Source organism: Sphingomonas sp. P3_C6 (assembly GCF_056402595.1).
The window spans coordinates 270,770-296,124 of the sequence record NZ_JBFUHB010000001.1 but is presented as its reverse complement, the minus strand read 5'-3'; the positions used below and the strand labels follow the sequence as shown (position 1 = coordinate 296,124).

Below are 25,355 nucleotides of genomic sequence, written 5' to 3'. Positions count from 1 at the left end.
TTCTAGTTGGCGATGGCCGCGCGGCGCAGATCGCGCGCACGCGTCAGGATGATGTCTTCCAGCTTCTGCACGGTCGCGGCGGCGACGGGCGATGCCACCCATTGTCCGCCCTGATTGACCTCACGCAGCGCAGCCACCCGAAGGCCGTCGGCGCGCAGATCCTGGTCGAGGATCGTCACGGTGACCTTCATCCGCTCGGTCGGGGCGGCCGGGTTCACATACCAGTCGGTGACGATGACGCCGCCGTTGGAATCGGTCTGGAGCAGCGGCATGAAGCTCAGCGTATCCAGGCTCGCGCGCCACAAATAGGAGTTCACGCCGATCGTGGTCACCTTTGCGGCGGCCAGATCGGGGGCGGCGCGGTCCTTGCCGCGATGGCCACAGGCCATGAGCGGGAGGGCAAGCGAAACCACAATCGCGGTACGCAAAAGGCGGTTCATCGGCGGTTTCCTGGACGGTTTCATGAAGATCTCGGGCATCTATAGATGGTCTCGCGCCTGCCGCAAGCATGGCGCGCGCGGGCGGCCTGTGTGCCGCGGGCAACACTTCGGGGGAAAATGCGTCAAGACAGTGGCAGGGCTGGATCGAATCGTGATAGGCGCCCATTTAGAGTGAAGGTGCCGAATCCGGGCATCGTGAGGGGTCGCACGTGTTTTCAAGGCGTTGGATGTCCGGAATCGGGGTGGGGGCGCTGGTCGCCGCCGGCCTCGCCATGGCGCCGGCAATCGGCGCCCCGGGTGATTCGCGCCTGACCGTCAAGCGCGCAGCACCGCTGAACATCGGCGACATCACCTCCTTCACCCCGGCTGCGGCCGACCCCAGGCTCGCTGCGGTCTTCGCACGGGGCGGGCTCGATACCAGCAGCTTCCGCTTCACGCCCACCGAATCGCGCCGTAACGGTAACCGCGCCATCACCGTCGCGGTCCGCGCGCGTTCGACCCGCACCGCGCTCGCTGCCGAGCGGGCGGGAGCGTTCATCGATACGCCGTCCTCGGTCAGCATCGCGCCGATCGCTTATAATCTGGGTGTCGCCGTCGGCTGGCGCCGGTTTGCGCTGTCGGGTGATGTCGCCAAGGTCGATCTCGCCGGCCTGCCGGGCAGCCGCGAAGCGGTCGATGTCGGCGTCAGCTATTCCGGCAACCGCTTCACGGGTCGTGTGAAGGCCGGGGCTGATCGGCCGCTGCCGAACGGCCCCACGCTGGTCGAGGAAGCGCCCGCTTATTCGCTGGATGTTGGCGGCTCCTATCGCCTGACCCGCAATCTCGATGTGACGGCGGGTGTCCGCTACAAGGCAGAGCGCGATTACCGGCTCCAGCCTGCACCGGACGATCGCCGCGACAGCCAGGCCGTCTATATCGGAACCGCATTCCGCTTCTGACCCGGCAGCCAGGCGTCGATCGCCGCCCAGCCATGAAATCCCCATTTTCCTATTGTCCTGAATCGCGCTGCGTCCATGCCGCCTAGCGCGATGATGGGGATATCCAGGTTGCGAGCGACCATCGCCGCGCGGACTGGCCCCAGGGCTTTGCCGCAGGGATGGGAGCGCGTCGGATAGATCGGCGATACGAACAGCGCGTCGGCGCCGGCGCTTCTTCCTGCCATCGCCTGCGCGCGCGAATGCGCAGCCCAGGTGCGGATACCGCCGGACCGGACCCGACCGGACCCGTGTACGCCGGCTTCGCCCGGTAGTGGTGTCGATCCCGCGCGCACGAGGACCAACCCCCTGCGCCGAGCCAGTCGTGCGATACGCGCGAACAGCGCCCGGCGTTCGGCCGGCCGAGTCCGATAGTGGCGAAAGACGATGCCCGCCCCGCGGGGTAGCGCTCCGACCGCCGCGCAAAGATCGTCGCCCATACGCTCGTCGGTCATCAGCCACAGCGTGGGAATCGACGGGCGCTTGGGGTGGCGGTGCGGCACACCCCTGCCTATAGCGCTGCCGATGCAGCCCGACGACCCCGAGACCCGCCTCAATGCCGCGCGCGAGGCAATCACCCATGCCGCACGACTTGCCGGCCGCAAGCCCGATCTGGTCACCTTGATCGCCGTCTCGAAGACGAAGAGCGCCGACGAAATCGAGCCGTTGCTCGCCGCCGGCCAGCGCGTCTTCGGCGAGAATCGCGTGCAGGAGGCCCAGTCGAAATGGCCGGCACTGCGCGAGACCCGGCCAGATGTTCAGCTTCATCTGGTCGGCCAACTCCAGTCGAACAAGGCGGAAGAGGCTGTCGAACTGTTCGATGCGATCCATTCGGTCGACAGGCCATCGCTGATCGCGGCACTCGCCCGCGCGATGGAGCGGCAGGGCCGGCGCCCCGACTGCTTCCTCCAGGTCAATATCGGCGACGAGGAACAGAAGGGAGGCTGTGCGATCGACGCCTTGCCGGATCTGCTCGCCGAAGCGCGTACGGCCGGCCTGCCGATCGTCGGACTGATGGCGGTGCCGCCGGCCGATGTGGAGCCAGCGCCCTATTTCGCGCTGCTTGCCAAGCTTGCGCGCGACAACGGCCTGTCGGGCCTGAGCATTGGCATGTCGGGAGACTACGGGACGGCCGTGACGCTCGGCGCCACCCATGTGCGCGTCGGCACGGCGCTGTTCGGAGAGCGCGCGTGAAAGTGGATGCCCTGATCTTCGATTTCGACGGGGTGCTGCTCGAAAGCGAATATGCCGGCAACAAGCAGATTGCCGACTATCTCACCGGGGCCGGTCATCCGATCACGCCGGAGGAATCCATGGCCAATTTCATGGGGCTGGCGGGCGGCGACTTTCTCGCGGCGGTCGAGCGCTGGATCGGCCGGGCGCTGCCCGATGACTTCCATGCGGCACGCCAGGTGGAAGACGACCGGGCGATGCGCGAAGGACTCGACGCGGTTGTCGGCGCGGTTGCTTTTGTGCGGAGTCTCCCGGCGGATTTCCCCCGCGCCATCGCTTCGTCGAGCTCGACCCGTTGGATCGAACGCCATCTCGAGCATCTCGGCATTCGCGATGCGTTCGGCGACAAGATCTTTTCGGGCCGCGAGCATGTCACGCGCGGCAAGCCCGCGCCCGACCTCTATCTCCATGCCGCGGCCGCGCTCGGCGTCGATATCGGACGCTGCGCGATCCTGGAGGATTCGCCCGTGGGCGCGACCGGTGCCGTTGCCTCGGGCGCCTATGTCATCGGATTTTGCGGCGGCTCCCATTGCGGGCCGGATCACGCCGGCCGGCTGAGGGCGCTTGGCGTGCGGGATATCGCGACCGACTTCGACGAGGTCGCGCGGCTACTCGTCTAACGCTCGCGTTCGAGGGTGTAAGTCCGCAGCGCCAGGGCATCATGATAGGCGTTGTGCGGCACGGCGCTCCTCGCCGCTGAATCGAAGCCGATTGGATCGAGCATCCGGAAACTGATCCGGTCGAGCGCCATGCGCCTGCCCGGCGCTATCACCATCAGCATCGCGGCGTGGGCGATATCCTCCGGCCAGTCGGCAATCAGTACGGGGTCGGGATCGTTGCCGAGATATACCTCGAACCGCGCTGCCATTTCCCTGCGGCTTACCGGATCGGTCCGAAGCACCGGCAGAACGTGCTGGGCGACCCAGGGCGTCGGCCGGTCGCACTCGACCGCCTCGTAAAAGGGCGGTGCATCCTCCGCCTCCGGGACGAGCGCGAGCGAGATCAGCTCACCGCCGAACCCGTTGAATTCGACGTCGAGGAAATAGCGCATCTAGAATTGATGCCCGGTGCGGTCGCGCTTGGTCGCCAGGTAGCGCTCGTTATGCGGGTTTGCCGGCAGGATATGCGGCACGCGCTCGATCACCCGGATTCCTGCCCCTTCGAGTTGCGCGACCTTCTCGGGATTGTTGGTCAGTAGCCGCACCGATCGCTGCCCGAGCAATTCGAGCATACGCGCCGCTACGCCGAAATTGCGCGAATCCACCGCGAAGCCGAGCCGGGTATTGGCGTCGACCGTATCGAACCCCTGATCCTGCAGTGCATAGGCGCGCAGCTTGTTGATCAGGCCGATCCCGCGGCCTTCCTGCCGCAGATAGAGCAGGATGCCCCAGCCGCTGTCCGAGATCGCCCGGATCGCCGCGTCGAGCTGCGGCCCGCAATCGCATTTCAAACTGCCCAGCACGTCTCCGGTAAGGCACTCGCTGTGCAGGCGGACCAGCGGGGGCTGGCCGTTCGGCGCGCCGATCAGCAGCGCGATATGCTCGCCGGGCATTTCCGGCGTGCGGAAGGCGACGATTTCCGCATCTTCGGCGCCCGACACTGGCAGGCGCGCTCGCGTCGCGATGGTCAGCCGGGCGGCATCTTCATGCGCGTCGATATCGGCCGGGGTCAGCGTCAGGTCGGTCGATGCGGTGCCGCTCGCGAAAAAGGCGGGCAGCACGCCGCCAATTCGGGCCAGGCGCAATGCCGCACCGGCCGCTTCGGATGCGGGGACTGGAATCGCACGGAAGGGGCCCTTCAGCGGCGTCTGGAGATCGAATTGCGGGTCGGCCAGTGCCGTCGCCGTGGCGAAATCGAGCCAGGGCGCGCGCTCGACCACCACAGGCGAGTCGGGGGCGGCCGCGTCGCGCTGGTTGGCGAGCTTCAGCGTAGCGGCCCGGCCGGCGGTCAGCAGAACGGCGGCGGTCCCGTCTGGATCGAACGCGGCGAGCCGCTCGGGATCGGTCGTCTCGATCGGCAGCAGGGCGAGTATCCCGTCCGATCCGGCGATCGAGATTGGCCATCCGCGCCGCAAGGCATCGATCGCGCTGGCAGTCGTACGGGCGTCGCTCACACTGCGAACTCGGTCATGATGGGAATGTGATCCGATGGTTTGAGCCAGCTTCGGCAGTCCTCGAACACAATATGGCTGGTTGCCGTCTTCGCGACATCGGCGGTTGCCCACATATGGTCGAGCCGCCGCCCGCGATCCGAAGCGAGCCAGTCCTTCGCCCGGTAGCTCCACCAAGTGAACAGCCGGCCGGGGGGCGGCACGAAATGCCGGCCAAGATCGACCCAATCGTTCGAAGCCTTCAGCCCATCGAGCGCCGCGACCTCGATCGGCGTATGGCTCACCACGTCGAGCAGTTGCTTGTGACTCCACACATCGGCTTCGAGCGGAGCGATGTTGAAATCCCCGACCAGGATCGTCGGTACCCTGAGCCCTTCGGACCAGCGCGTCATGCGCTCGACGAAATCGAGCTTCTGGCCGAATTTCGGATTCACCTCGCGGTCGGGCACGTCGCCGCCGGCCGGAACATAGACATTTTCGAGTCGTACGCCGTTTTCGAGTCGTACGCCGACATGCCGTGCCTCGCGATTGGCCTGCCAGTCGAACCGGTCATCCTCGATCAACGGCACCCGGCTGATGATCGCCACGCCGTGGTGCATGCGCTGCCCATGCAGGATGATGTGGTTATAGCCGAGCGCGCGGAACGGCGCGGTCGGGAAATCCCCGTCGATCACCTTCGTTTCCTGAAGGCACAGAATGTCGGGCGACACCTCGCGCAGAAAACGTTCGACAATCTCGATACGGAAACGAACCGAGTTGATGTTCCAGGAAACGATCTTGAGCGCCATCAAGGCGATGTAGCGGGGGGAAGGGGGGCCGACAAGGAACGGGCGGACGTGGAAAGGGCCGGAAACGGTGCAGAAAAGGAAAGGCCCTCGCTCCGGGGGCATGGAGCGAGGGCCGACCTAGCGTTCGTCACGCAGGCGGGAAGTGGGCCGTTCGAGCAACAGGGGGAAAATCCCGATCCGCCCCACATCCGCAATGTCTTTTTAGGGACCCGAACCTGTCACTACTATGAACGAAGGATCAGTTTCGGCCCAAACTCCGCCGCGGGTCGTTCCAATTGAACGTCCTGTCGCTGACCGGCACGTTGAACTGCTGATTCGACAGGCGGATCGTCGTGCGATTATTCTGTGAATCGAGGGCGACCCATCCCTGCAGCATCAGCCCTCCCGGCGCGCTTGCGTCGCGGATGAAGACCAGCGTGATGCGGCCATATTCGGGGTGCTTGGGATCGTTCGCCTCGACCGAGATGATGCGCGGATCGAATCCGGGCACCAACTTGGCGAAGCGGGTGATGTCCTTGCTGGGGTCGAGCAGCACGCCAAGCGGCGAATTGCCGATCGGCCAGCGTTGCACCTGCTTCACGGAATAATCGATGAAGGTCAGTGCCTTGCCGTCGCCCACGATCAGGATCGGCACGCCTTTCTCATACTGAAAACGCACCTTGCCCGGTTTCTTCAGGGTGAGGGTGCCGGTCAGCACCTTGCCGGCGCGGTCGGTCTGACTGAACGCGGCGGTCATGCTCTGCACCGACTGGAGATGAGTCTGGACGAGCGCGAGATCGCCGGTGGCCGGGGCCGCTGCGACCAGTGCGGGGACGGCGAGCGCCCCAAGCACGGACAGGTTGCGAAGGATCACGATATTCTCCCGAGACAGGCTCCGGCGCTAGCCGCGCCGGCTTGAACCCCTTCTGAACCGCAGGGCTTAGAGCGGGTTCCCGTCCCGGTCGCGCAGCACGTCGCGCCGCCCGACATGATCTGGCCGGCTGACGATGCCGTCCTTCTCCATGCGCTCGATCAGCCGGGCCGCGCTGTTATAGCCGATCCGCAGCTGGCGCTGCAGCCAGGAGGTCGACGCCTTCTGGCTTTCGACGACAAGCTGGATGGCGGAGCGATATTGCTGGTCCTCGGCCGAATCCTCACCGTCGGGCGCGCCGTCTAGGGCGAAGCCGTCCTCCGGCTCCTCGGTGACCGACTGGATGTAATCGGGCCGACCCTGCGCCCGCCAGTGGTCGGCGACCGCGCGCACCTCGTCGTCGCTGACGAACGGGCCGTGTACACGCACGATGCCCTTGCCGCCCGGCATGTAGAGCATGTCGCCCTTGCCCAGCAGCTGTTCGGCGCCCTGTTCGCCCAGGATGGTGCGCGAATCGATCTTCGACGTGACATGAAAGCTGATCCGGGTCGGCAGGTTCGCCTTGATCACGCCGGTGATGACGTCGACCGAGGGGCGCTGAGTCGCCATGATCAGGTGGATGCCGGCCGCGCGCGCCTTTTGCGCGAGGCGCTGGATCAGGAATTCGACTTCCTTGCCCGCCGTCATCATCAGGTCGGCAAGCTCGTCAACGATTACCACGATCTGCGGCAGCGGCTGGAAGTCGAGCGTCTCCTCCTCATAGACCGGCTGGCCGGTTTCCGAATCATAGCCGGTCTGCACGCGGCGGCCGAGCGGCTGGCCCTTTTGTCGCGCCGCACGCACCTTCTCGTTGAAGCTGGCGAGGCTGCGCACGCCGACCGAGGACATCTGGCGGTACCGGTCCTCCATCTGCTCGACGGCCCATTTTAGCGCGCGTACGGCCTTGGCCGGATCGGTCACGACCGGGGACAGCAGATGCGGGATATCGTCATACATGCTCAGCTCGAGCATCTTCGGATCGATCATGATCATGCGGCATTGGTCCGGCCGCAGCCGGTAGAGCAGCGACAGGATCATGCAGTTGAGCCCGACCGACTTGCCTGAACCGGTGGTGCCGGCGACAAGCAGATGCGGCATCGGGGCAAGGTCGGCGATGACGGGGTCGCCGGCAATATTCTTGCCAAGCACCAGCGGCAGCGAGGCTGATTGATCGTCGAAGGATTGCGATCCGATCAACTCGTGCAGCCCGACGGTCTCGCGCCGGACATTGGGCAGCTCGATACCGATCACGGTGCGTCCCGGGATGGTCGCCACACGGGCCGAGATGGCGGACATATTGCGCGCGATATCGTCGGCGAGCTGGATGACCCGGCTCGCCTTGATGCCGGAAGCGGGTTCGAGCTCGTACATCGTCACCACCGGCCCGGGCCGGATGTTGATGATCGATCCCTTGACGTGAAAATCGTCGAGCACCGATTCGAGCAGCCGGGCATTGCGCTCCAGGGCCGCCTTGTCGACCGGACCGCCCGGCGCGGGCGGCGCGGGCTTGAGCAGGTCGAGCGGCGGAAGCTGAGAATTGTCGCCGAGATCGAACGACGCCTGTTGCGACTTGGGCTTCGCCACCGACGGCGCGAGCGTGCGTTCGGCGATGACCGGGCCCGGCCGCGAATCGGGTGTCGCGACGGCACGGGGCGTCGGTTTGCGCGCTGGCTCCGGGGCGAGCACTTCCTGCTCGGGCGTGCGGCGTTCGGCCTTGATCGGTATCGGCTTGGGCAGGCGCCGCGGTCGCTCGCCGATGTCGATGATGAAGCTCCACGCCCAGGTCGCGACGCCGGCAAGGCCGATCACCGCGCCAACCGCGCGCGACGTCCACAGGATCGCGGTGGCGTCACCGATGAAGCCGATGCCCCAGCGCAGCAGATCGGCGAAGCCAAGGCCGATCATCCCGCCGAAACCGGCGGGCATGCCGTGCAGCGCGGCGCGCGAGATCATCGCGATGGTCGTGTCGATCAGCACGATCCCGCCGAGCGACGCCGCCAGCATCAGCCTCCAGCGCCCGACCGGCACGTCGCTCCACAGCCGGGCCGCGATCATCAGCGCGAGGGGCAGGAGCAGGAAGACGGGGAAGCCGAACAGCGCATAGGCGATATCGGCGACCCAGGCGCCCGGCGTGCCAAGCCAGTTCTCGGCCGGCCCGCCCGAGGCGGTGTTCAGCGACGGATCGCCCGAATGATAGGTGACGAGCGAGATCAGCACGAGGATCGCGGCGATGGCGATCGCGATCGCGCCGATCAGCGCACCGCTGCGCGCGGCACCTGCCTTCACCGTCTCGCGCCACAAGGGCGGCTGCGCCCGGCTAGCCATGATCTGGTCCTTGATTGTTCGCTGTCTGTACGCATGGAATCATCGCCCCTGGCGAGTCCGGCGTCAAGGTGGACGCATTGGCACCGTGCCTCACCCACGCTAGAGCGAGCCAATGGATAGAGCAGACGTCATCATCCTCGGCGGTGGCCTGGTCGGCAGCGCGCTTGCCGTGGCGCTCGACGCGCATGGCCTTACCGCCATCGTCATCGACATTGCGGATCCGCAGGTGATCCTTGCGGCGGGTTTCGACGGCCGGGCCTCGGCGATCGCCAGTGCGCCCTACCGCATGCTCGAAGCGATCGGGGTGATCGACCGGCTGGCTGGCTATGGCTGCCCGATCCGGGGAATCCGGGTCAGTGACGGGCTCGAACCCGGCGCGCTCGATTTCGAGCCCGATACCGACAGCGGCGCGCTCGGCCATATGTTCGAGAATCGCCGGCTGCGCGGTGCGCTGCTTGCAGCGGCCGAGGCGGCGCCGGGCGTCGATGTGCGCATGAAGACCCGCGCGGTCGCAGTCGACCGGGGTGAGCATGGCGTCACCGTCACGCTCGATTCGGGGGGCGTGGTCACGGCGCCATTGCTGATCGCCGCCGAAGGCCGCAATTCGCCGACGCGCGAGTCGGCCGGGCTGAAGGTCGCGCGCTGGACCTATGACCATGCGGCACTGGTCACCTCGCTTCATCACGAGGTCAGCCACGAGAATGTCGCCTATGAAATCTTCTATCCCAAGGGCCCCTTCGCCATCCTGCCGCTGAACGATGACGAGCAGGGCCATCGCTCGGCGATCGTCTGGTCGGTGCGGCGCGACGAGGCGCCGGGCATGCTCAAATTATCCGATCGCGGCTTCCTGGCCGAGGCCGAGAAGAAGATGGGCGGTTTCCTCGGCCGTCTCGGACCGCTCGGTGCCCGGTCAAGCTATCCTCTCGGTTTCCACCATGCGGCGACGATCACCTCGAACCGGCTCGCGCTGGTGGGGGACGCCGCGCACGGCATACATCCGATCGCCGGGCAGGGCGTCAATGTTGGTTTCCGCGACGTGGCGACCCTGGTCGAGGTGCTGGTCGACGGCAAGCGTCTCGGCCTCGATCTCGGCGACCCGCAGTTGCTCGCGCGCTATGAGCGCTGGCGCAGCCTCGACACTTTCATGGTCGCCGCTGCGACCGACGGCCTGACCCGGTTGTTCGGCATTCCCGGCCGCACCGCCTCCGCCGTGCGCCGCTTCGGCCTGTCCGCGGTGCAGAAGCTGCCGCCGCTCAAGGATCGCTTCATGTCTGAAGCGCGGGGCGAAAGTGGCGAGGTGCCGAAGCTGCTGCAGGGGCTTACGGTCTAGCGGACCGTTTCCGCGGCCTGGCGCTCGACCGCTTCGGCCTTGGCGGATTTGCGCACCATGATGAAGGTGCCGGACCAGACGCCGGGCACGTCCCATCTTCCGTTGATCTCGTTGCCGTCGGGCGCGACCGTTCCGGTATAGCGGACGACATAATGGGCACGTGACGCCGAATCATAGGATTTCACGAATCGCACGGCGTCGCCGTTGCGCCGGCCTTCCAGCCAGGCATGGAGCATGGTCGGGTCGCCGGCTTCCTCACCCGATTCGGTCGTCTCGCCGGTGATGGCGCCGGCTGCTTCACGCAGCACCGCGGTGAACGCATTGGGCGGCATGTGGCGCGGATAGTTGAAGATGCCGTCCCATTCGCCGCTGAGACTGTCGGCCGCGCTCACTGCAGCGTCACCGAATCCTCGCCATCATGGCGTCCGAAGAACTGCATCAGCTGGATGATCAACTCCGCACGATCCTCGATGCCCGGCGCTTCGAGCAGCGCCTGCTTCGCCGCCACGTCGAACGGCGCGATCTGGGCGATGCCGTTGACCAGCGCCTCGTCGTCGAGCCGATTCACCGCCTCCCAGTCGACGGCATAGCCCTGCGAATCGGCGAATCGGCGCGATTCCATCTCGAGCGAAGATCGCCGTGACAATGACAGGATCTCGGCCTCGGCCGCGACCGGCAGCAGCGCCGCCTCCACCTGGCGGAACGCGGTGGTCACGTCGAGTTCGCGCAGGACGCGAAACAGCGACAGGCCTTCGAGCACCAGATTGTAGCGCCCGTCTTCGCTCGCCTCGAACTCGGCGATCTTGCCGACACAGCCGATGTCGAACAGGGCCGGTGCCTCGCCGGGCGCCAGCGGGCCCGGGCGCGGTTGAATCATGCCGATCCGCCGGTCGCGCGCCATCGAATCGGACACCATCGCGCGGTACCGCGGCTCGAAGATGTGGAGCGGCAGGTGCATGCCCGGAAACAGCAGCGCACCGGGCAGCGGAAAGATCGAAAGCCGAGTGATGGTCGGCGTGTCGGTCATCCGAACAGGATCGCCGAAAGCCGCCGCCGTTGGGCCGAAACCCAGGGATCCTCGAGACCGACGACGTCGAACAGCTTCAATAGCTGCTGGCGGGCGGCACCGTCGTTCCAGTCCCTGTCGGCGGCAATGATGCCGAGCAATGAGTCGGCCGCCGCATCGCGGTCGCCCGCCGCCATCTGGCCGCCAGCGAGTTCGAAACGCTTGTCGAGATTGTCCGGGTTGGCCGCTACTTCAGCTGCAAGCCCCGCCAGGTCGTCGACCGGTTTGGCGTCCCTGGCCAGCGCCAGCGCCGATTTGGCGCGCTCGATCTCGGGCAGCTTGGCCAGATCCTCGGGTAGGGTCGCGATCGCCGCCTCGGCCTCGTCGATCCGATTCGCCGCAACCAGCGCGCGCACCGTGCCGGAAAGAACCGCGGGATGATTCGGGACCATTTCGTCGATCTGGCCGAATACCGACAAGGCGCGCTCGATCTCGCCTTCCGCCAGCATCTGCTCGCCCATGGTGATCAACGGTTCGAGCTCGGCTTCGGCGCTCGCCGCCTCGCTCTCGATCGGCAACTGCTTCAGGATCTGGTCGAGCATCGCCTTCAGCTGCGATTCGGTGCGGGCGCTGGTCAGGTCGGCAACGAGCTGGCCCTGGAACATCGCATAGACGGTCGGGATCGTCTTGATCTGGAATTGGGCCGAGATGAACTGGTTCTTGTCGGTGTCGACCTTGGCCAGCACGACGCCCTTGTCGGCATAGTCGGCCGCGACCTTCTCCAGCACAGGGGTCAGCGCCTTGCACGGCCCGCACCATTCGGCCCAGAAATCGATGATGACGAGCTTCGTCATCGACGGTTCGACGACGTCGCGTCGGAACCCTTCGACTGCCTCGCGTTCCGCGGCGGTCATTCCCAAACTGGCCAAGTGTCGCTCCCGTGCTTCTACGTCGCGCCTTATGTGGGTGTGCAGGCGCTCAAGCCAACCCTTTTCGTAGAGTTCGCATCAAGGGGTTGCCGGACCCGGAAGCCGATGCTAGAGGCCGCCGCCTTGACCCGCCCGGTTCGCCGAACGGTCAAGCGCCAGAGCGGGCGTAGCTCAGGGGTAGAGCACAACCTTGCCAAGGTTGGGGTCGAGGGTTCGAATCCCTTCGCCCGCTCCAGTTTCTCGTGCGGACACGAGATTAGGGACAGGCCGCGCAAGCGGCCTTTTTCTTTCAGCCCTACGATATCCTAGAAAACAAAGCCCTGCTGCGCCGGTTCGGGCGGTCGCAGGTCGATTCCTTCGATCCCCAGCATCCTGATCTTCGAGTCGGAACCGCCCGGCGCGGAGAACCCGCCGACCTTGCCGCCTGCCGCCAGCACGCGGTGACAGGGCACGATCAGCGGCACCGGGTTGGACGCCATCGCCTGGCCGACGGCGCGCGCCGATTCGGGGCCGGCGCCAAGCGCCTTTGCCACCGCACCATAGGTGGTGGTCTGGCCCCAGCCGAGCCTCCGGACGAGTTCGTAGATTTGCGTGAAGAACGGACCTTGCTCTCCAAGATCGACCTTCACCGTGGAGAAATCAGTCTCCTCGCCATCGAAATAGCGCTGCGCCGCTGCGATGGTCGCGGCGATCTCCGGTGGCGGTTCGCGGCGAATCGCATCGGGGAAGCGGCGGAGCAGCGATTGTTCGCTCGCCCCGGCCGAGGGGGACGGCAGGCGGAAGCGCACCACCCCCGCCTCGGTCCAGGCGATCGCCGCGACGCCGTTCGCCGTGTCGAAAAGCTGATAATCCGCCACGCCTCACCCTGCCCGACTGTTTCCCCGCAAAGATAGGGAATCAGGGTGTCCCGGGCCAGTCGGCAGGGCGGGCTCTGGCGTCATGGGCGTTTGCCGCGCAGCGTATTGATCACCGCAAGCGCTATCGTGCCGACGAGCGCTGCCGTCGCCCAGGGGCGTTCCTTGGCAAAGGCCTTCGCCTTGTCGGCCAGCGGGCCGGCACCCTGGACGATCGCATCCTTCGCGGCGCCATAGCTTTGCTGGAGGTTACCGGCGACCTGGTCGGCAACGCCCTGATTCTGGGTGGCCTGGTCACCCGTCGCCTTGCCTACGACTTCCTTGACTTTGCCGCCGAGATTGCGGCCTTCGCCCGCGAGCGTGTCCTCGTTCATATAAATTCCCTTCACGCGGCATTTCGTGCGTGAAATGCCCAGCCCCGTAACGATCGAAGGGCCGGACGTGTCCATCGGACCCAGGCCTTTTCATCCGGGCCGGCAACCGGTGCGCGCCGTTCCACGTTGAAGCGGCATGCCCTCAAGCGTGATCCGCTCCTATGACTATGATCCGGCCGGTCAGCGGCTCGACATCGAGTTCGTCAGCGGCCGGCGCTATTCCTATCTCGACGTGCCCGAATCGGTTGTCGACGCGATGCGCCGGGTCACGTCGAAGGGCGGCTTGTTCAACCGCCGGATCCGCGACCACTATCCGTTCGTAGAGCACGCCTGAGCGACCCTACTCCATCGGGTGCAGGAAACGATGGACTGAGGATACCACCACCGATCCCTCGCCGACACCCGAGGCGACCCGCTTGACCGATCCCGCGCGAACGTCGCCGATCGCAAAGATGCCGGGCTTGCTGGTGGCATAAGGGGACGTCGCGCCCGGCGCGTCGATGCCGGTCTGCACGAAACCCTTTTCATCCAGTGCCAGGCAACCATCGAGCCAGTCGGTATTGGGCTCGGCACCGATCATCACGAACATGTTGCTGATGTCGTGGCGTTGCGGCTCGCCGGTCTTCATGTTGGTCCAGGTAACGTGTCGCAGATAGGCGTCGCCCTCCAGCCGGGTGACCTCGCAATGGGTGTGCAGGGTGATCTGCGCCGACGACAGGATACGCTGGACGAGATAGTCGGACATGGTCTCCGCCAGTCCGCGCGACCTGACTAGGATATGCAGGTGGCGCACGGTGCGCGAAAGGAACACCGCCGCTTGCCCGGCGGAATTGCCGCCGCCCACGACCAGCACCTCCTCGCCGGCGCACAGGTTGGACTCCATCGCGGTCGCGGCATAATGGATGCCCTGACCCTCGAACCGGGCATAATCGGGCACGTCCAGCCGGCGGTAGCGCGCGCCGCTGGCGACGATCACGGAGCGGCCCGAGACGCGCTGCCCATCCTCCATCGTCACGACATAGGGATCGGTGCTGCAGTCGAGCCCCGCCGCCGGCCGGGCCAGCGCAAGCCGCGCACCGAATTTCTGCGCCTGCACCTGCGCACGCCCGGCCAGTGCCTGGCCGGAGATGCCGGTGGGGAAACCCAGATAATTCTCGATCTTCGAGCTGGTGCCGGCCTGGCCGCCGGGTGCCAGCCCTTCGATCACGATCGTGTCCAGCCCCTCGGACGCCGCATAGACCGCTGCGGCCAGCCCGGCAGGCCCCGCGCCGACCACCACGACGTCATGGATGCGTGCGGGATCGAGCGTCTCGGTCAGCCCCAGGGCGTCGGCCAGTTCGCCCGTCGGCGGGTTGCGCAAAACTGCCTGGCCGGTCGGGATGACGACGGGAAGCTGATCGGGTGTGATCGAGAAACATTCCAGGAAGCCATCGGCATCGGGATCGGTGTCGGTATCGAGCAGGCGGTGCGGATAGCCGTTGCGCTCGAGGAAGCGCTGCAGCCGCTGGGTATCGCCCGAATGCCCCGATCCGATCAGGGTGGCGCCGCCATGCGCATGCTTGATCAGGCCGACTCGGCGCAGGATGAACGCGCGCATGATGATCTCGCCGATGTCGGCCTCGGTCGAGACCATGCGCCGGAAATCCACCCGGCTGATCCGCAGCACGCGGCTGTCCTCGCCGGTGCGCCCGGTGACGAGGATTGCGCGGTCGTTGAACAGGTCCAGTTCGCCGGTGAATTGGCGCGCCTGGTGCGTCGTGAAAACGCTCGCGACGCCGCATTCGTCGGTGTCGAGGACCTCGATCGATCCTTCCAGCACGACGAAGAAATCGACCCCGCGCTCGCCGCGGGTGTAGAGCGCCGTACCCTTGGCGACCGATTCTTCATGGCCATAGGGCAGCATCCGCGCCACCATCGCCTCGCTCAGGACCGGAAAGGTCTGTGCGGTCCGTTCATAGGGATCAGTCGGATCGAACTCCGTCCGGTTGGTCGCCATCGTCTTCCCCGTGCCATGTCCGATATGGTTCTAGCAGCGTCGGCCGTCTTCGCGAAAGCCGATTGCCGTCCTAGAACCCGCTCCCAGGAGAATGGCATGAGCAACGGCATGATTCGCACCGGCATCGGCGGCTGGACCTACGAACCCTGGCGCGGGACCTTCTTCCCCGATGGCCTGGCGCAGAAGCGGGAGCTTGAATATGCCTCCCGCGCGGTGACGGCGATCGAGGTCAACGGCACCTATTATGGATCGCAGAAGCCGGCGACCTTCGCCTCCTGGGCCAAGACTGCCCCCGATGGCTTCGTCTTCGCCCTCAAGGCCTCGCGCTTCTGCACCAACCGCAAGATACTGGCCGAGGCGGGCGAGTCGATCGCCAAGTTCGTCGGTCAGGGCATCGTTGAGCTGGGCGACAAGCTCGGCCCGATCCTGTGGCAGTTCATGGCGACCAAGAAGTTCGACGCGGACGATTTCGCTGCTTTCCTGAAGCTGCTGCCCGCGTCGCATGAGGGCGTCGCGCTCCGCCACGCGATCCAGGTCCGGCACGACAGTTTCCATGTGCCCGAATTCGTCGCCATGGCGCGCGCTGCCGGCGTCTCGCTGGTCTTTGCCGATTCGGCCGAATATCCCGCGCTTGCCGACGTCACGGGCGATTTTGTCTATGCCCGGCTGGAAAAGGCCGTCGAAAGCGTACCGACCGGCTATACCGCCGGGGAGCTCGACCGCTGGCTTGAGATCGCTCGGGGCTGGTCGGCTGGCGGACAGCCCGACGGCTTGCCCTATGCCTCGCCGGAGCAGCCGGCGAAGAAGGCGCGCGATACCTTCGTCTTCTTCATCAACGGTGCGAAGGTGAGGGCGCCAGCAGGGGCGATGGCGCTGCTCGAACGGATCAACGCCGCCTGATCAACGGGGGCCGGCTGCGCCCTGGCCCATGATCGCCGCCGTTTCGATCGTGTCGAGCGCCTGGCGTGCGCCGATGTAGCGCCGTGCCGCCGTGGTCCAGCGTTCGGCGCTGGAGGCGCCCGGCATCCGCGCCACCTCGGCCAGGGCCGCCTCGACATGACCTGCCTCAAGCGTGCGCCGTGCCCGGGCGAGCCGGTCGGCAGGTAGCGGCGAAGGCGTGTCCGCATGGTGCAGGACGACCAGATTGCCCAGCTCTCGACGCAGGCTGGCGAGCCAGCCATCGCGTGCCAGGCCGGTCCTCAGGTCGGGCGCGATGGCGTCGAGCCCGACGCGAAGATCCTCGATCGTCACCGGTTGCTGCGCCGCCTGGATGATCGTGCCGGTCGCCTGGGGCTGGATCGGGCCGAAGCGCTCGCGCAACTGCTCCTCGATATAACCGAGCGGCAGGCCGCGATCGATCTGGCGCCGCGCGGCGAAGGCGATCATCAGCCCTTCCGCGCGGGTGGCATAGCCTGAAGCGGCGCGCGCCTGCCCACCGACACTGGCAGTACGCGCCTCCAGGTCGGAAAGGCGCGTCGCCAGCTCGGTTTCGCGGGTCGACAGCGCGTCGAGGTCGATCGCCGGAGGTGCCGCGGTGCCGCTGCCGGGCACGATCACGACCGGCGTGCGCTTGCCGTCGGTGGTCGAGGCGATCGGCAGGGTCACGGTCGCGACCGGCTTCGGACCGAACCATTGCGGGAAGGCGTAGAGCCCAAACGCCATCGCAGCCAGGCCGGCGATGAAGGCGATTGCCCCCAGGATCGCCGTGGTGCGCCAGCCGAGCTTGCGGGGGGGAGCCGTCGGTGTCGGCAAGTCGTCGCTCATGTCACCTTATCCCCGCCCATGCTCACCCGGTCAATCGCGCGCGCGCTGCATTGATCAGTGCCGCGTCATTGGGTGCCCCGGCAGTGGCGATCCACGCCCATCCGTTTCCGGCGGCCGAGGCGACTGCCGGGCTGAACGCCGCGATGGCGATCGAGGACCGTGCGCGGCCATGGTCATCGATCAGACTACCCAGCCGGGTCGCCGCCCGGGCCGAATGCAGCAGCGCGACCGCGCCTTCCAGCGAATCCAGCTGATCTGCCGTCATCGGCAGGGGCTCACTTGCGTAAACGGCGATCGCGCGGGCTACCGCGCCACCGGCTTCAATCGACCGGTCGCGCCCGCCGAGATGGAGCAAGCGGGCAAAGCCATGGTTGCCCGCCAGCAGGGAGGTGGCGTCAGACTCTCCGACCGCCATGACGTCAAACCCTGCCGATCGGCTGATTTCAGCGGTTCTCGCCCCAACGGCCAGCACCGGCAGGTGTCGGAGCGTCTCCAGTCCGGGCCCACCGAAGCGTACCGCATTGGCGCTGGTTAGCAGCAGTGTGTCGAACTCCATGGGGTCGGGCGCTGCCCAGTCGAGCGGACGAATTTCGAACAGCGGCAACCGGATCGCGCGCAGGCCGTCCGCCTCGACACGTCTCATGGTCGCAGCGTTGCCCGGCTCCGGGCGCAGCACCGCGAAGCCCGGAGTCATGCCGCGAACAGCCGCCGCACTTTGGGCGGCGCCCGGTCGAGCAGATCCCGCGCCAGATCCGCGGCGATGTTGGTGTCGCCCACAGGACCCGATCCCTCGCCAGCGACATGGGCGCTGCCATCCTCGGCCAATAGTTCGGCGCGAATCCTCACCTGGTCGCCATCAACGGTCGCCAGTGCCGCCACTGGCGAATGGCAATCAGCCTTCAGCGCGGCGAGCAGCGCACGTTCGATCAGCACGCAGCAATGGGTCGGCGCGTGATCGATCGCCCTCAGCCAGTCCAGCGCTCGCCCATCGTCCGCGCGCGCCTCGATCCCGACCGCGCCCTGCGCAGGCGCTGGCAGCATGACGTCATTCCGGATCGCGACGCCGATATCGATCCGTCCCAGCCGGTCGAGCCCGGCGGCGGCCAGCAGTGTGGCGTCGACATCGCCGGCTGCCAGCTTGGCGAGCCGTGTATCGACATTGCCGCGGAACAGCACCGTGTTCAGATCGGGCCGAATCCTCTTTAGCTGAGCGCTACGTCGGGGCGAAGAGGTGCCGATCACGGCGCCCTGCCTGAGTGCGTCGATAGTGTCGGCCCCGATCAGCCGGTCGCGCACATCGGCGCGCGGCAGCATCGCGGCGATGGCGATGGCTGCGGGGCGGATCGTCTCGACATCCTTCATCGAATGCACGGCGCAGTCGATCTCGCCGTCAATCAAGGCCCGGTCCAGCTCCTTGGTCCACAATGCCTTGCCGCCGATCTCTGCCAGCGCCCGGTCCTGCACCCTGTCGCCGGTGGTCCTGATCGGCACGATCTCGACCGATTCGGCGTTCCAGCCATGGGCGACGCATAACGCATCCCGCACCATGCCAGCCTGGACCAATGCCAGGGGCGAACCACGGGTACCTAATTTCAGCTTCGGGCCGGACACTGTTCACTCCGTTCGACCGGGCTCGTACGAAACCCTGTCATCTCTTCCGGCCTAGAAGAAAGAGCAGCCCTTCGACAAGCTCGGGGCGACCGGGTAGGGGTTTCTCCGACATGAGTTTGATCCTCGGCCTCGAATCGAGCTGCGACGAAACCGCGGCAGCACTGGTTACCAGCGACCGCCGCGTCCTCGCGCATCGCCTGCTCGGGCAGGAGGCGGAACATCGCCCCTATGGCGGGGTGGTGCCGGAGATCGCGGCCCGTGCCCATGTCGAGGCGCTGATACCACTGGTGGAGGGGGCGTTGGCCGATGCCGGGGTGACGCTTGCCGACGTCGATGCGATCGCCGCGACCGCCGGGCCAGGCCTGATTGGCGGCGTCATGGTGGGTCTTGTGACGGGCAAGGCGCTTGCCCATGCGGTCGGCAAACCGCTGATCGCGGTCAACCATCTCGAAGGCCATGCGCTGTCTCCGCGCCTTTCCGATCCCGATCTCGATTTCCCCTATCTGCTGCTGCTCGTCTCGGGTGGGCATTGCCAGTTGCTGCTGGTCGAGGGTGTCGCGACCTATCGCCGTCTCGCCACCACGATCGACGATGCGGCGGGCGAGGCGTTCGACAAGACCGCCAAACTGCTCGGTCTCGGTTTCCCCGGCGGTCCGGCGGTCGAGCGCGCTGCCGAACTGGGCGATCCCACCGCCGTGCCGCTGCCGCGACCACTCAAGGGCTCGACCGAGCCGCATTTCTCCTTTGCTGGCTTGAAGAGCGCCGTCGCACGTGCCCGCGATACCGGCACCTGGCGTGCCGAGGATATTGCCGCGTCCTTCCAGGCCGCCGTGGTCGATTGCCTGATCGACCGCACCACGCGCGCGCTCGGCCGCGCTGACGGCGTGACGTCACTGGTCGTGGCGGGCGGCGTTGCTGCGAACCGGGCGGTCCGCACCGCGCTGCAGGGCCTGGCGACGGCGAACGGATTGCGCTTCGTCGCACCGCCTTTGTGGCTTTGTACCGACAATGCCGCGATGATCGCCTGGGCCGGCGCGGAGCGCTTCGCCGCCGGCCTGACCGATCCGCTCGACGTGCCGGCGCGCCCGCGCTGGCCGCTCGATCCGGGGGCTGAGGCAGTACGAGGCGCTGGGGTGAAGGCATGAAGATTGGAGTCGTCGGCGGTGGCGCCTGGGGCACAGCGCTCGCCAGCGTCGCGGCGAGGGAGGGCGAGCCCGTCCTGCTCTGGGCGCGCGAGCCCGAGGTGGTAGAGGCGATCAACGCTTCCCACATGAATCCCCTGTTCCTGCCGGACATTCCCCTGCCGGCCTCGATCGCGGCGACCGGCTCGCTCGACGCCGTCTCGGCATGCGACGCGCTGCTGATCGTCGTGCCGGCCCAGCATATAAGGAGCATCCTCGGCGCGATGCCGGTCGGCGCCACGCCGCTGGTGCTGTGCGCCAAGGGGATCGAAGCGGGATCGCGCCAGCTCGTCGGCGAGGTCGCCCGCACGGTGCATCCGGACGCGCCGATCGCGGTGATTTCCGGGCCGACCTTTGCCTTCGAGGTCGCTCAGGGCAAGCCGACTGCCGTTACCCTGGCCAGCGACAATGAGGATCTGGGTGCACGCCTCGCCGACCGGCTCGCCGGTCCGGCCTTTCGCCCCTATTTTTCGTCCGACGTGATCGGCGCAGAAATCGGCGGCGCGGTGAAGAACGTGCTGGCCATCGCCTGCGGCGTGGTCGAGGGCGCCGGGCTCGGGCAGAATGCGCGTGCGGCGCTGATCGCGCGCGGTTTTGCCGAGATGACCCGGTTCGGCATGGCGCGCGGTGCGCGGGCCGAGACACTGGCCGGCCTGTCGGGCCTTGGCGACCTGGTGCTCACCTGCAATTCGACCAGCTCGCGCAATTTCTCCCTCGGCATGGGGCTCGGGCAGGGCAAGTCGGCGCGTGACCTGATGGCGGATCGCCGCACGGTTGCCGAGGGCGCGTTCACTGCGCCGGTCCTGCGCGAGGCCGCGGCGGATGTCGGCGTCGACATGCCGGTGGCGGAGGCCGTCTGCGCGCTGCTCGAAGGGGCGGACGTGCGCGAGGTGGTCGGCGCGCTGCTCGCCCGGCCGCTGACCCGCGAGCATCAGTGATGCGCTGGGCTGCCCTGCTCAAGGGCATCAATATCGGGGCAAGAAGATCCCGATGACCGATCTCAAGGCGCTGGTCGAGAAAATGGGCCATGGCGAGGTCAGGACGCTGCTCGCCTCGGGCAACGTCGTATTCACCGCCGCCGAGACCGATGGCGCGACACTGGAAAAGACACTGGAGGAGGCGCTTGCCGCCTGGGGGCTGAAGACCGACGTGGTAGTGCGCAACCGCAAGGAACTGGAGGCGGTGATCGCCGCGAACCCCTTTCCCGATGCGGCGAAGGATCATCCCAACCATCTGCTGGTGTCCTTCCACCGCGATCCGGTGCCTGACGGGCTGATCGAGAAGATTCCCACCGTCTATGACGGGCCGGAACGGCTGAAGGCGATCGGGCGGGAACTCTATATCGATTATCCCGAGGATGTCGGCCATTCGAAGCTTGGGCCGGCGATGGCGAAGCTGAAATTTCCCAGGCTCGCGACGATGCGCAACTGGAACACGGTCGGCAAATTGCGGGATCTGCTCGCCTAAAAATCGACCGCGACGCCCTTGAGCGTCCAGTCGCCATAACGAGTCGGATCGAGCCCGAGCGGGTCGCCTTCGGCCTCGGGCGCCGGTTTAGGATCGGGTTTCGGCACCGGCGGGCTCTTGGAAAGATAGGCTGGTGGCTTCACATGTGGCGGGCGGCGGCCCATGGCGGTTCATCCCGGATGCTGCTCGCCACCCCATCCACCCGTCACGATACGAGTTCAAGCGATTTGACCCGACCCCCATCTCGATCTCCGCACCGATCCGCCGACCGTCCTGCCGATCCGCCCGGCATGCCGGCCCGCCGCGCGGCGTTGAAGCTGCTCGACGCGGTACTCCGCCAGGGCCTGCCGCTGGAGGCGGCGCTCGACCGCGCGACTCAGGGGATCGATCGTGGCGACGACCGCGCGCTTGCCCATGCCATCGCCGCGGAGACGCTGCGCCGCCTGCCCGATCTGGACGCGCTGATCGACTCGGCCACCCGCAACCGCCTTCCCGATGATGCCAAGGCCCGATTCGCGTTGCGAATCGCGCTGGTCCAGGCGCTTGCGCTCGGCACACCGCCCCATGCGGCCATCTCGACGGTGCTGCCATTGGTCGATGGCGGACCACGCAAGCTGGTCCACGGCGTCTTCGGCACCCTGATGCGTGGCAATGCCAGCCTGGACGAATTCCCGACCCTGCCGGAAGATGTCGAGGCGCGCTGGCAGAATGCCTGGGGCGAGGAGCGGGTCGCAGCGGCCGAGCAGGCGATCGCCGCGCCGCCGCCTCTCGACCTGACTCTGGGCGACTCGGCAAGAACGGCCGCGCTGGCGGAGGAGATGGGCGGTACTTCGCTGATGCCAGGCCATATCCGTCTCGCCAGCGCCAGCGTACGCGAGCTTCCCGGGTTCGAGGACGGCGCCTGGTGGGTCCAGGATATCGCTGCATCCTTGCCTGCCCGGCTGATCGGGAAAGGGCAGGGCAGTGCGCTCGACCTGTGTTCGGCGCCCGGCGGCAAGACGATGCAGTTGGCCAGCGCCGGCTGGACGGTCACCTCCGTCGATTCCTCGGAAAGTCGTCTGGCGCGACTTCGCGAGAATCTCGTCCGCACCCATCTCGATGCGACGGTCATCGCCGCCGACCTGCTCAAATGGTCGCCGCCCGAGCCTGCCGATGCGGTTCTGCTCGACGCGCCATGCAGCGCGACCGGCATCTTCCGCCGCCACCCCGACGTGCTCCACCGGGTGAATCCCCGCGTGATCGCCGAGATGGCGCGCGTTCAGGCGCAACTTCTCGCCCGCGCCGCCAAATGGGTGAAGCCGGGCGGGACTCTGGTCTATGCCACCTGTTCGCTCGAACGCGCCGAGGGTGAGGAGCAGCTGATGGCCTTCCTGGCGAGCCAGCCGGATTTTGCGATCGATCCGGTCGACCCTGCGGCACTGCCGGCAGGCATCGCGCCGCATGATCGCGGCTGGGTCCGCACCTTGCCGGGCATGCTCGCGGAAGAAGGCGGCTGTGACGGCTTCTTCGTTGCGAGATTACGCCGTAGCATCTGACCTGCCTTGCGGGGCGAGTCACGCGTGCTACAGGAATCGGTCATGCAACAGCCTGTCCGTATCGCCCCTTCCATCCTTTCCGCCGATTTTGCGCGCCTTGGCGAGGAGGTGCGCGCCATCGACGCAGCCGGCGCCGACTGGATCCATGTCGATGTGATGGATGGTCATTTCGTGCCCAACATCACGATCGGCCCGGCAGTGGTGAAGGCGCTGCGCCCGCACACGACCAAGCCGCTCGACGTGCATCTGATGATTGCCCCGGTCGATCCGTTCCTCGATCAGTTCGCCGAAGCGGGTGCCGACATCATCAGCATCCATGTCGAGGCGGGGCCGCATACGCACCGCAGCCTCCAGCACATCCGAAAGCTCGGCAAGCGCGCCGGCGTGGTGCTGACGCCGCAGACCCCGGCCAAGGCGCTCGATTATCTGATCGAGGATGTCGATCTTGTGCTGGTGATGAGCGTCAACCCCGGTTTCGGCGGCCAGGGCTTCATCCCCAGTGCGCTGCGCAAGATCGAAAGCGTGCGCAAGATGATCGACAAGGCGGGGCTCAGCGTCGACCTCGAGGTCGATGGCGGAATCGATGCGGTCACCGCGCGTGAAGCGATCGCTGCCGGCGCCGATGCGCTGGTGGCCGGCACCGCCACCTTCCGCGGTGGCCCATCGGCCTATGCCGACAATATCCGGGCCCTGAGAGGCGGGTGAGCGATAGCGGTCGCGATTCCGGCGCCGACGGCATCGAGGAAGGCAAGCGGTTGATTCGATTGGGGGGCGACAAGGGCCTGTCGCTTGCCGAACGTATGACCGAATATTTTCATCGCCTGACCTGGAGGACCCCGATTCACGGCATGCGGTTGAAGGGGCGCCATCCACTGAAGCTGATCGCCGTCCCCGATGATCCCTTTCTCGGCGATCCGCGTCGGGGAAAGGCATTGCTCGAGGGCAAGCTCAACCTGCGCGGCGAGGTCCGCGCCGTTGCCGAGCTCAACTTCGCCAAGCCGGATTTCTCGCGCGCGTTCAGCGACTATCTGCACAGTTTCCTATGGCTGCGGGACCTGTCGACCGTGGCGACGAGGACCCAGGCGACGCCGGTCGCCGAGGAACTGATGCGCCGCTGGCTCGCCGCCCATGCCGATACGGTCAGCGAGCCGGCATGGCGCGCCGATCTGTGGGGCCGGCGTATCATGTTCTGGACGGCGCATGCGCCGCTGATCCTGTCGAGCACCGATCTCGTCTATCGCAGCTTGGTGCTCAATACGCTCGCGCGCGGCGCCCGGCATATCGATCGCGGCGCGGACAAGCTGCCGCCAGGTGCTCAACGCGTCGCCGCGCTGTGCGGCGTGGTGACGGCCGGCCTGCTGATCCCCGGCGGCGATGCCCGCCGTTCCGCGGCCGAATCCGCCCTGGCCAAGGCACTGTCGGTATCGGTGTTCGAGGATGGCGGCAGCGTGGCGCGGTCTCCGATGGCGCAGATCGACATCATCATGCTGCTGACCAGTCTGAAGCATGTCTATGCCGCCCGCCGCCTGCCCGAGCCGGCGGCGGTCGCCGCCGTGCTGGCGCGCATGGTGCCGGCGCTGCTCGGCGTGTGTCACGGCGATCGGGGGCTTTCGAGCTGGCAGGGCGGCGGTCCCACCTCGGGCGACGTGCTCGACCCGATCATCGCGGCGACCGGGGTGCGCGCGCGGCCGCTCCGCCAGGCGCGCGACTGGGGCTATCAGCGGCTCGCGGCGGGCAGCGCCATCCTGATCATGGACGCCGCTCCCCCGCCGATCGCCCGCCTGGTCGAAGGCGGTTGCGCCTCGACCCTCGCCTTCGAGCTTTCCGACGGTCAGCACCGCCTGATCGTCAATTGCGGCGGCGCCCGCTCTGCGGTCGCGCAGCTGCCGATGGCGCTCGCCGATGGCCTGCGCACGACGGCGGCGCATTCGACCCTGATCGTCGGGGACAGCAATTCGACCGCGATCCACGCCGATGGCACGCTTGGGCGCGGTGTCGCCGAGGTCGAGCTCGCGCGGCAGGAAAGTGATACGTCGAGCCGAATCGAGGCAAGCCATGACGGCTATGCCAGGCGCTACGGCTTCATCCATCGCCGCCAGCTCGTTCTGGGGGGCGATGGCCGTGAAGTACGCGGCGAGGATATGCTGCTGCCCGCCAGCAAGAAGCGCAAGATCGCCGCGACCGCCTTTGCGATCCGTTTCCATCTCGGCCAGGGCGTCTCGGTCTCACCCACCGCGGACGGTATGGCGGCGCTGCTGCGCCTGCCGGGCGGGGTATTGTGGCAGTTCCGCTGCCGGGGCGGTACGCTGGCGGTCGAGGACAGCCTGTGGATCGACGGGGACGGCCGGCCGCAACAGACTCACCAGCTCGTCGTCTCGGGAGAATCACCGGCTGGCGGTGCCAGCGTCAGCTGGGCCTTGAAGCGCGCGACCTGAGGCGGCAGAGGAGCGCGCGACTCCTCACCCCGTTCGGGCTGAGCTCGTCGAAGCCCTGCTCCTCTTCTCCTGGGCGGGAAAACAGCTCTTCGACAAGCTCAGGGCGAACCGAAA

29 protein-coding genes and 1 tRNA gene are annotated in these 25,355 nt (G+C 66.9%); 13 read left to right on the top strand and 17 right to left on the bottom strand.

Annotated elements, in window-relative coordinates:
* Window positions 1–2 precede the first annotated feature (2 nt).
* Entirely contained in the window at window positions 3–440 is a 438-nt protein-coding gene (locus AC1DT7_RS01415) for a DUF3576 domain-containing protein (protein ID WP_372856407.1), read from the bottom strand.
* A gap of 227 nt (window positions 441–667) precedes the next feature.
* On the opposite strand from AC1DT7_RS01415, the gene AC1DT7_RS01410 reads away from it, so the two are divergent.
* Window positions 668–1,378 carry a hypothetical protein gene (locus AC1DT7_RS01410; RefSeq protein ID WP_478033721.1) on the top strand — a complete coding sequence of 237 codons (711 nt, stop codon included), beginning with the start codon at window positions 668–670 and terminating at the stop codon, window positions 1,376–1,378.
* Here AC1DT7_RS01410 and AC1DT7_RS01405 read toward each other — a convergent pair.
* Window positions 1,351–1,869, bottom strand: a complete 519-nt coding sequence (locus AC1DT7_RS01405) for a thiamine phosphate synthase (RefSeq protein WP_478033720.1) — start codon at window positions 1,867–1,869, stop codon at window positions 1,351–1,353. The two genes, AC1DT7_RS01410 and AC1DT7_RS01405, sit on opposite strands and share 28 nt — an antisense overlap.
* A 70-nt stretch (window positions 1,870–1,939) precedes the next feature.
* On the opposite strand from AC1DT7_RS01405, the gene AC1DT7_RS01400 reads away from it, so the two are divergent.
* Window positions 1,940–2,608 (top strand): YggS family pyridoxal phosphate-dependent enzyme, encoded by a 669-nt coding sequence (locus AC1DT7_RS01400; RefSeq protein WP_478033718.1) that lies wholly within the window; start codon window positions 1,940–1,942, stop codon window positions 2,606–2,608.
* Window positions 2,605–3,267, top strand: coding sequence for an HAD family hydrolase (locus tag AC1DT7_RS01395; RefSeq protein ID WP_478033717.1), 663 nt, complete (start codon window positions 2,605–2,607; stop codon window positions 3,265–3,267). Before AC1DT7_RS01400 ends, AC1DT7_RS01395 begins: the two co-directional genes overlap by 4 nt.
* Here AC1DT7_RS01395 and AC1DT7_RS01390 read toward each other — a convergent pair.
* The 5 genes from AC1DT7_RS01390 to AC1DT7_RS01370 form a co-directional block, all read right to left on the bottom strand.
* Window positions 3,264–3,698 carry a hypothetical protein gene (locus AC1DT7_RS01390; RefSeq protein ID WP_478033715.1) on the bottom strand — a complete coding sequence of 145 codons (435 nt, stop codon included), beginning with the start codon at window positions 3,696–3,698 and terminating at the stop codon, window positions 3,264–3,266. The two genes, AC1DT7_RS01395 and AC1DT7_RS01390, sit on opposite strands and share 4 nt — an antisense overlap.
* On the bottom strand, window positions 3,699–4,760 hold the full coding sequence (gene ribA, locus AC1DT7_RS01385) for a GTP cyclohydrolase II (protein ID WP_478033714.1): 1,062 nt from the start codon (window positions 4,758–4,760) through the stop codon (window positions 3,699–3,701).
* Window positions 4,757–5,545, bottom strand: a complete 789-nt coding sequence (locus AC1DT7_RS01380; RefSeq protein WP_478033713.1) for an exodeoxyribonuclease III — start codon at window positions 5,543–5,545, stop codon at window positions 4,757–4,759. Before AC1DT7_RS01380 ends, ribA begins: the two co-directional genes overlap by 4 nt.
* 238 nt (window positions 5,546–5,783) lie before the next feature.
* Window positions 5,784–6,398 (bottom strand): LolA family protein, encoded by a 615-nt coding sequence (locus tag AC1DT7_RS01375; protein ID WP_478033712.1) that lies wholly within the window; start codon window positions 6,396–6,398, stop codon window positions 5,784–5,786.
* 66 nt (window positions 6,399–6,464) lie between these two features.
* A complete protein-coding gene (locus AC1DT7_RS01370) occupies window positions 6,465–8,759 on the bottom strand; it encodes a DNA translocase FtsK (protein WP_478033711.1) in 2,295 nt (764 codons plus the stop codon).
* A 112-nt stretch (window positions 8,760–8,871) separates the two neighbouring features.
* Between AC1DT7_RS01370 and AC1DT7_RS01365 the strand changes: the two genes are divergently transcribed.
* The gene (locus AC1DT7_RS01365; RefSeq protein WP_478033710.1) at window positions 8,872–10,089 is read left to right on the top strand and encodes a UbiH/UbiF/VisC/COQ6 family ubiquinone biosynthesis hydroxylase; all 1,218 of its coding nucleotides are present in this window, start codon (window positions 8,872–8,874) and stop codon (window positions 10,087–10,089) included.
* Here AC1DT7_RS01365 and AC1DT7_RS01360 read toward each other — a convergent pair.
* From AC1DT7_RS01360 to AC1DT7_RS01350, 3 genes are read right to left on the bottom strand one after another with little or no spacing between them, the layout of a single operon-like run.
* Complete coding sequence (locus tag AC1DT7_RS01360; RefSeq protein WP_478033708.1) at window positions 10,086–10,481, bottom strand: hypothetical protein; 396 nt, start codon at window positions 10,479–10,481, stop codon at window positions 10,086–10,088. The genes AC1DT7_RS01365 and AC1DT7_RS01360 overlap by 4 nt on opposite strands.
* On the bottom strand, window positions 10,478–11,116 hold the full coding sequence (locus tag AC1DT7_RS01355) for an LON peptidase substrate-binding domain-containing protein (protein ID WP_478033706.1): 639 nt from the start codon (window positions 11,114–11,116) through the stop codon (window positions 10,478–10,480). The genes AC1DT7_RS01360 and AC1DT7_RS01355 overlap by 4 nt, the downstream gene beginning before the upstream one ends.
* Entirely contained in the window at window positions 11,113–12,009 is an 897-nt protein-coding gene (locus tag AC1DT7_RS01350) for a tetratricopeptide repeat protein (RefSeq protein WP_478034234.1), read from the bottom strand. The genes AC1DT7_RS01355 and AC1DT7_RS01350 overlap by 4 nt, the downstream gene beginning before the upstream one ends.
* Before the next feature lie 175 nt (window positions 12,010–12,184).
* Here AC1DT7_RS01350 and AC1DT7_RS01345 point away from each other — a divergent pair.
* Window positions 12,185–12,259 (top strand) — tRNA-Gly (locus tag AC1DT7_RS01345).
* Between the two features lie 70 nt (window positions 12,260–12,329).
* Here AC1DT7_RS01345 and AC1DT7_RS01340 read toward each other — a convergent pair.
* A complete protein-coding gene (locus tag AC1DT7_RS01340; protein ID WP_478033705.1) occupies window positions 12,330–12,881 on the bottom strand; it encodes a methylated-DNA--[protein]-cysteine S-methyltransferase in 552 nt (183 codons plus the stop codon).
* An 80-nt stretch (window positions 12,882–12,961) separates the two neighbouring features.
* Window positions 12,962–13,252 carry a CsbD family protein gene (locus AC1DT7_RS01335; protein ID WP_478033703.1) on the bottom strand — a complete coding sequence of 97 codons (291 nt, stop codon included), beginning with the start codon at window positions 13,250–13,252 and terminating at the stop codon, window positions 12,962–12,964.
* A 136-nt stretch (window positions 13,253–13,388) separates the two neighbouring features.
* Between AC1DT7_RS01335 and AC1DT7_RS01330 the strand changes: the two genes are divergently transcribed.
* Window positions 13,389–13,586, top strand: coding sequence for a KTSC domain-containing protein (locus AC1DT7_RS01330; protein WP_478033702.1), 198 nt, complete (start codon window positions 13,389–13,391; stop codon window positions 13,584–13,586).
* A 6-nt stretch (window positions 13,587–13,592) separates the two neighbouring features.
* Here AC1DT7_RS01330 and AC1DT7_RS01325 read toward each other — a convergent pair whose 3' ends face one another.
* Entirely contained in the window at window positions 13,593–15,248 is a 1,656-nt protein-coding gene (locus tag AC1DT7_RS01325; RefSeq protein WP_478033701.1) for an FAD-dependent oxidoreductase, read from the bottom strand.
* 96 nt (window positions 15,249–15,344) lie between these two features.
* On the opposite strand from AC1DT7_RS01325, the gene AC1DT7_RS01320 reads away from it, so the two are divergent.
* Window positions 15,345–16,148 (top strand): DUF72 domain-containing protein, encoded by an 804-nt coding sequence (locus AC1DT7_RS01320; protein ID WP_478033699.1) that lies wholly within the window; start codon window positions 15,345–15,347, stop codon window positions 16,146–16,148.
* Here AC1DT7_RS01320 and AC1DT7_RS01315 read toward each other — a convergent pair whose 3' ends face one another.
* Genes AC1DT7_RS01315 through hemC form a run of 3 tightly spaced genes read right to left on the bottom strand, consistent with a single transcriptional unit; the run spans window position 16,149 to window position 18,623 of the window.
* Window positions 16,149–17,012, bottom strand: coding sequence for a hypothetical protein (locus AC1DT7_RS01315; protein ID WP_478033697.1), 864 nt, complete (start codon window positions 17,010–17,012; stop codon window positions 16,149–16,151).
* A gap of 22 nt (window positions 17,013–17,034) precedes the next feature.
* Window positions 17,035–17,706, bottom strand: coding sequence for a uroporphyrinogen-III synthase (locus AC1DT7_RS01310; RefSeq protein WP_478033696.1), 672 nt, complete (start codon window positions 17,704–17,706; stop codon window positions 17,035–17,037).
* Window positions 17,703–18,623, bottom strand: coding sequence for a hydroxymethylbilane synthase (gene hemC, locus AC1DT7_RS01305; protein WP_478033694.1), 921 nt, complete (start codon window positions 18,621–18,623; stop codon window positions 17,703–17,705). Before hemC ends, AC1DT7_RS01310 begins: the two co-directional genes overlap by 4 nt.
* A gap of 110 nt (window positions 18,624–18,733) precedes the next feature.
* Between hemC and tsaD the strand changes: the two genes are divergently transcribed.
* From tsaD to AC1DT7_RS01290, 3 genes are read left to right on the top strand one after another with little or no spacing between them, the layout of a single operon-like run.
* Window positions 18,734–19,768 (top strand): tRNA (adenosine(37)-N6)-threonylcarbamoyltransferase complex transferase subunit TsaD, encoded by a 1,035-nt coding sequence (tsaD, locus tag AC1DT7_RS01300; protein ID WP_478033693.1) that lies wholly within the window; start codon window positions 18,734–18,736, stop codon window positions 19,766–19,768.
* A complete protein-coding gene (locus tag AC1DT7_RS01295) occupies window positions 19,765–20,742 on the top strand; it encodes an NAD(P)H-dependent glycerol-3-phosphate dehydrogenase (protein ID WP_478033692.1) in 978 nt (325 codons plus the stop codon). The genes tsaD and AC1DT7_RS01295 overlap by 4 nt, the downstream gene beginning before the upstream one ends.
* A 52-nt stretch (window positions 20,743–20,794) precedes the next feature.
* A complete protein-coding gene (locus AC1DT7_RS01290) occupies window positions 20,795–21,271 on the top strand; it encodes a DUF1697 domain-containing protein (protein WP_478033690.1) in 477 nt (158 codons plus the stop codon).
* On the opposite strand, the gene AC1DT7_RS01285 is transcribed toward AC1DT7_RS01290, so the two are convergent.
* Window positions 21,268–21,435 carry a DUF1674 domain-containing protein gene (locus tag AC1DT7_RS01285; RefSeq protein ID WP_478033689.1) on the bottom strand — a complete coding sequence of 56 codons (168 nt, stop codon included), beginning with the start codon at window positions 21,433–21,435 and terminating at the stop codon, window positions 21,268–21,270. The genes AC1DT7_RS01290 and AC1DT7_RS01285 overlap by 4 nt on opposite strands.
* Before the next feature lie 15 nt (window positions 21,436–21,450).
* Between AC1DT7_RS01285 and AC1DT7_RS01280 the strand changes: the two genes are divergently transcribed.
* The 3 genes from AC1DT7_RS01280 to AC1DT7_RS01270 are packed head-to-tail and all read left to right on the top strand — an operon-like array spanning window position 21,451 to window position 25,241.
* Window positions 21,451–22,806, top strand: coding sequence for an RsmB/NOP family class I SAM-dependent RNA methyltransferase (locus AC1DT7_RS01280; protein ID WP_478033688.1), 1,356 nt, complete (start codon window positions 21,451–21,453; stop codon window positions 22,804–22,806).
* A 42-nt stretch (window positions 22,807–22,848) separates the two neighbouring features.
* A complete protein-coding gene (rpe, locus tag AC1DT7_RS01275) occupies window positions 22,849–23,511 on the top strand; it encodes a ribulose-phosphate 3-epimerase (RefSeq protein ID WP_478033687.1) in 663 nt (220 codons plus the stop codon).
* The gene (locus AC1DT7_RS01270) at window positions 23,508–25,241 is read left to right on the top strand and encodes a heparinase II/III family protein (protein WP_478033685.1); all 1,734 of its coding nucleotides are present in this window, start codon (window positions 23,508–23,510) and stop codon (window positions 25,239–25,241) included. The genes rpe and AC1DT7_RS01270 overlap by 4 nt, the downstream gene beginning before the upstream one ends.
* Window positions 25,242–25,355 lie beyond the last annotated feature (114 nt).

What these genes read in the sequence shown, in the direction of transcription:
- AC1DT7_RS01415 (WP_372856407.1), bottom strand. Translation starts at nt 440, where the DNA reads ATGAACCGCCTTTTGCGTACCGCGATTGTGGTTTCGCTTGCCCTCCCG.
- AC1DT7_RS01410 (WP_478033721.1), top strand. Translation starts at nt 668, where the DNA reads ATGTCCGGAATCGGGGTGGGGGCGCTGGTCGCCGCCGGCCTCGCCATG.
- AC1DT7_RS01405 (WP_478033720.1), bottom strand. Translation starts at nt 1,869, where the DNA reads ATGACCGACGAGCGTATGGGCGACGATCTTTGCGCGGCGGTCGGAGCG.
- AC1DT7_RS01400 (WP_478033718.1), top strand. Translation starts at nt 1,940, where the DNA reads ATGCAGCCCGACGACCCCGAGACCCGCCTCAATGCCGCGCGCGAGGCA.
- AC1DT7_RS01390 (WP_478033715.1), bottom strand. Translation starts at nt 3,698, where the DNA reads ATGCGCTATTTCCTCGACGTCGAATTCAACGGGTTCGGCGGTGAGCTG.
- AC1DT7_RS01380 (WP_478033713.1), bottom strand. Translation starts at nt 5,545, where the DNA reads ATGGCGCTCAAGATCGTTTCCTGGAACATCAACTCGGTTCGTTTCCGT.
- AC1DT7_RS01370 (WP_478033711.1), bottom strand. Translation starts at nt 8,759, where the DNA reads ATGGCTAGCCGGGCGCAGCCGCCCTTGTGGCGCGAGACGGTGAAGGCA.
- AC1DT7_RS01365 (WP_478033710.1), top strand. Translation starts at nt 8,872, where the DNA reads ATGGATAGAGCAGACGTCATCATCCTCGGCGGTGGCCTGGTCGGCAGC.
- AC1DT7_RS01355 (WP_478033706.1), bottom strand. Translation starts at nt 11,116, where the DNA reads ATGACCGACACGCCGACCATCACTCGGCTTTCGATCTTTCCGCTGCCC.
- AC1DT7_RS01350 (WP_478034234.1), bottom strand. Translation starts at nt 12,009, where the DNA reads ATGACCGCCGCGGAACGCGAGGCAGTCGAAGGGTTCCGACGCGACGTC.
- AC1DT7_RS01335 (WP_478033703.1), bottom strand. Translation starts at nt 13,252, where the DNA reads ATGAACGAGGACACGCTCGCGGGCGAAGGCCGCAATCTCGGCGGCAAA.
- AC1DT7_RS01330 (WP_478033702.1), top strand. Translation starts at nt 13,389, where the DNA reads ATGCCCTCAAGCGTGATCCGCTCCTATGACTATGATCCGGCCGGTCAG.
- AC1DT7_RS01325 (WP_478033701.1), bottom strand. Translation starts at nt 15,248, where the DNA reads ATGGCGACCAACCGGACGGAGTTCGATCCGACTGATCCCTATGAACGG.
- AC1DT7_RS01320 (WP_478033699.1), top strand. Translation starts at nt 15,345, where the DNA reads ATGAGCAACGGCATGATTCGCACCGGCATCGGCGGCTGGACCTACGAA.
- AC1DT7_RS01315 (WP_478033697.1), bottom strand. Translation starts at nt 17,012, where the DNA reads ATGAGCGACGACTTGCCGACACCGACGGCTCCCCCCCGCAAGCTCGGC.
- AC1DT7_RS01310 (WP_478033696.1), bottom strand. Translation starts at nt 17,706, where the DNA reads ATGACTCCGGGCTTCGCGGTGCTGCGCCCGGAGCCGGGCAACGCTGCG.
- tsaD (WP_478033693.1), top strand. Translation starts at nt 18,734, where the DNA reads ATGAGTTTGATCCTCGGCCTCGAATCGAGCTGCGACGAAACCGCGGCA.
- AC1DT7_RS01295 (WP_478033692.1), top strand. Translation starts at nt 19,765, where the DNA reads ATGAAGATTGGAGTCGTCGGCGGTGGCGCCTGGGGCACAGCGCTCGCC.
- AC1DT7_RS01290 (WP_478033690.1), top strand. Translation starts at nt 20,795, where the DNA reads ATGACCGATCTCAAGGCGCTGGTCGAGAAAATGGGCCATGGCGAGGTC.
- AC1DT7_RS01285 (WP_478033689.1), bottom strand. Translation starts at nt 21,435, where the DNA reads ATGGGCCGCCGCCCGCCACATGTGAAGCCACCAGCCTATCTTTCCAAG.
- AC1DT7_RS01280 (WP_478033688.1), top strand. Translation starts at nt 21,451, where the DNA reads ATGCTGCTCGCCACCCCATCCACCCGTCACGATACGAGTTCAAGCGAT.
- rpe (WP_478033687.1), top strand. Translation starts at nt 22,849, where the DNA reads ATGCAACAGCCTGTCCGTATCGCCCCTTCCATCCTTTCCGCCGATTTT.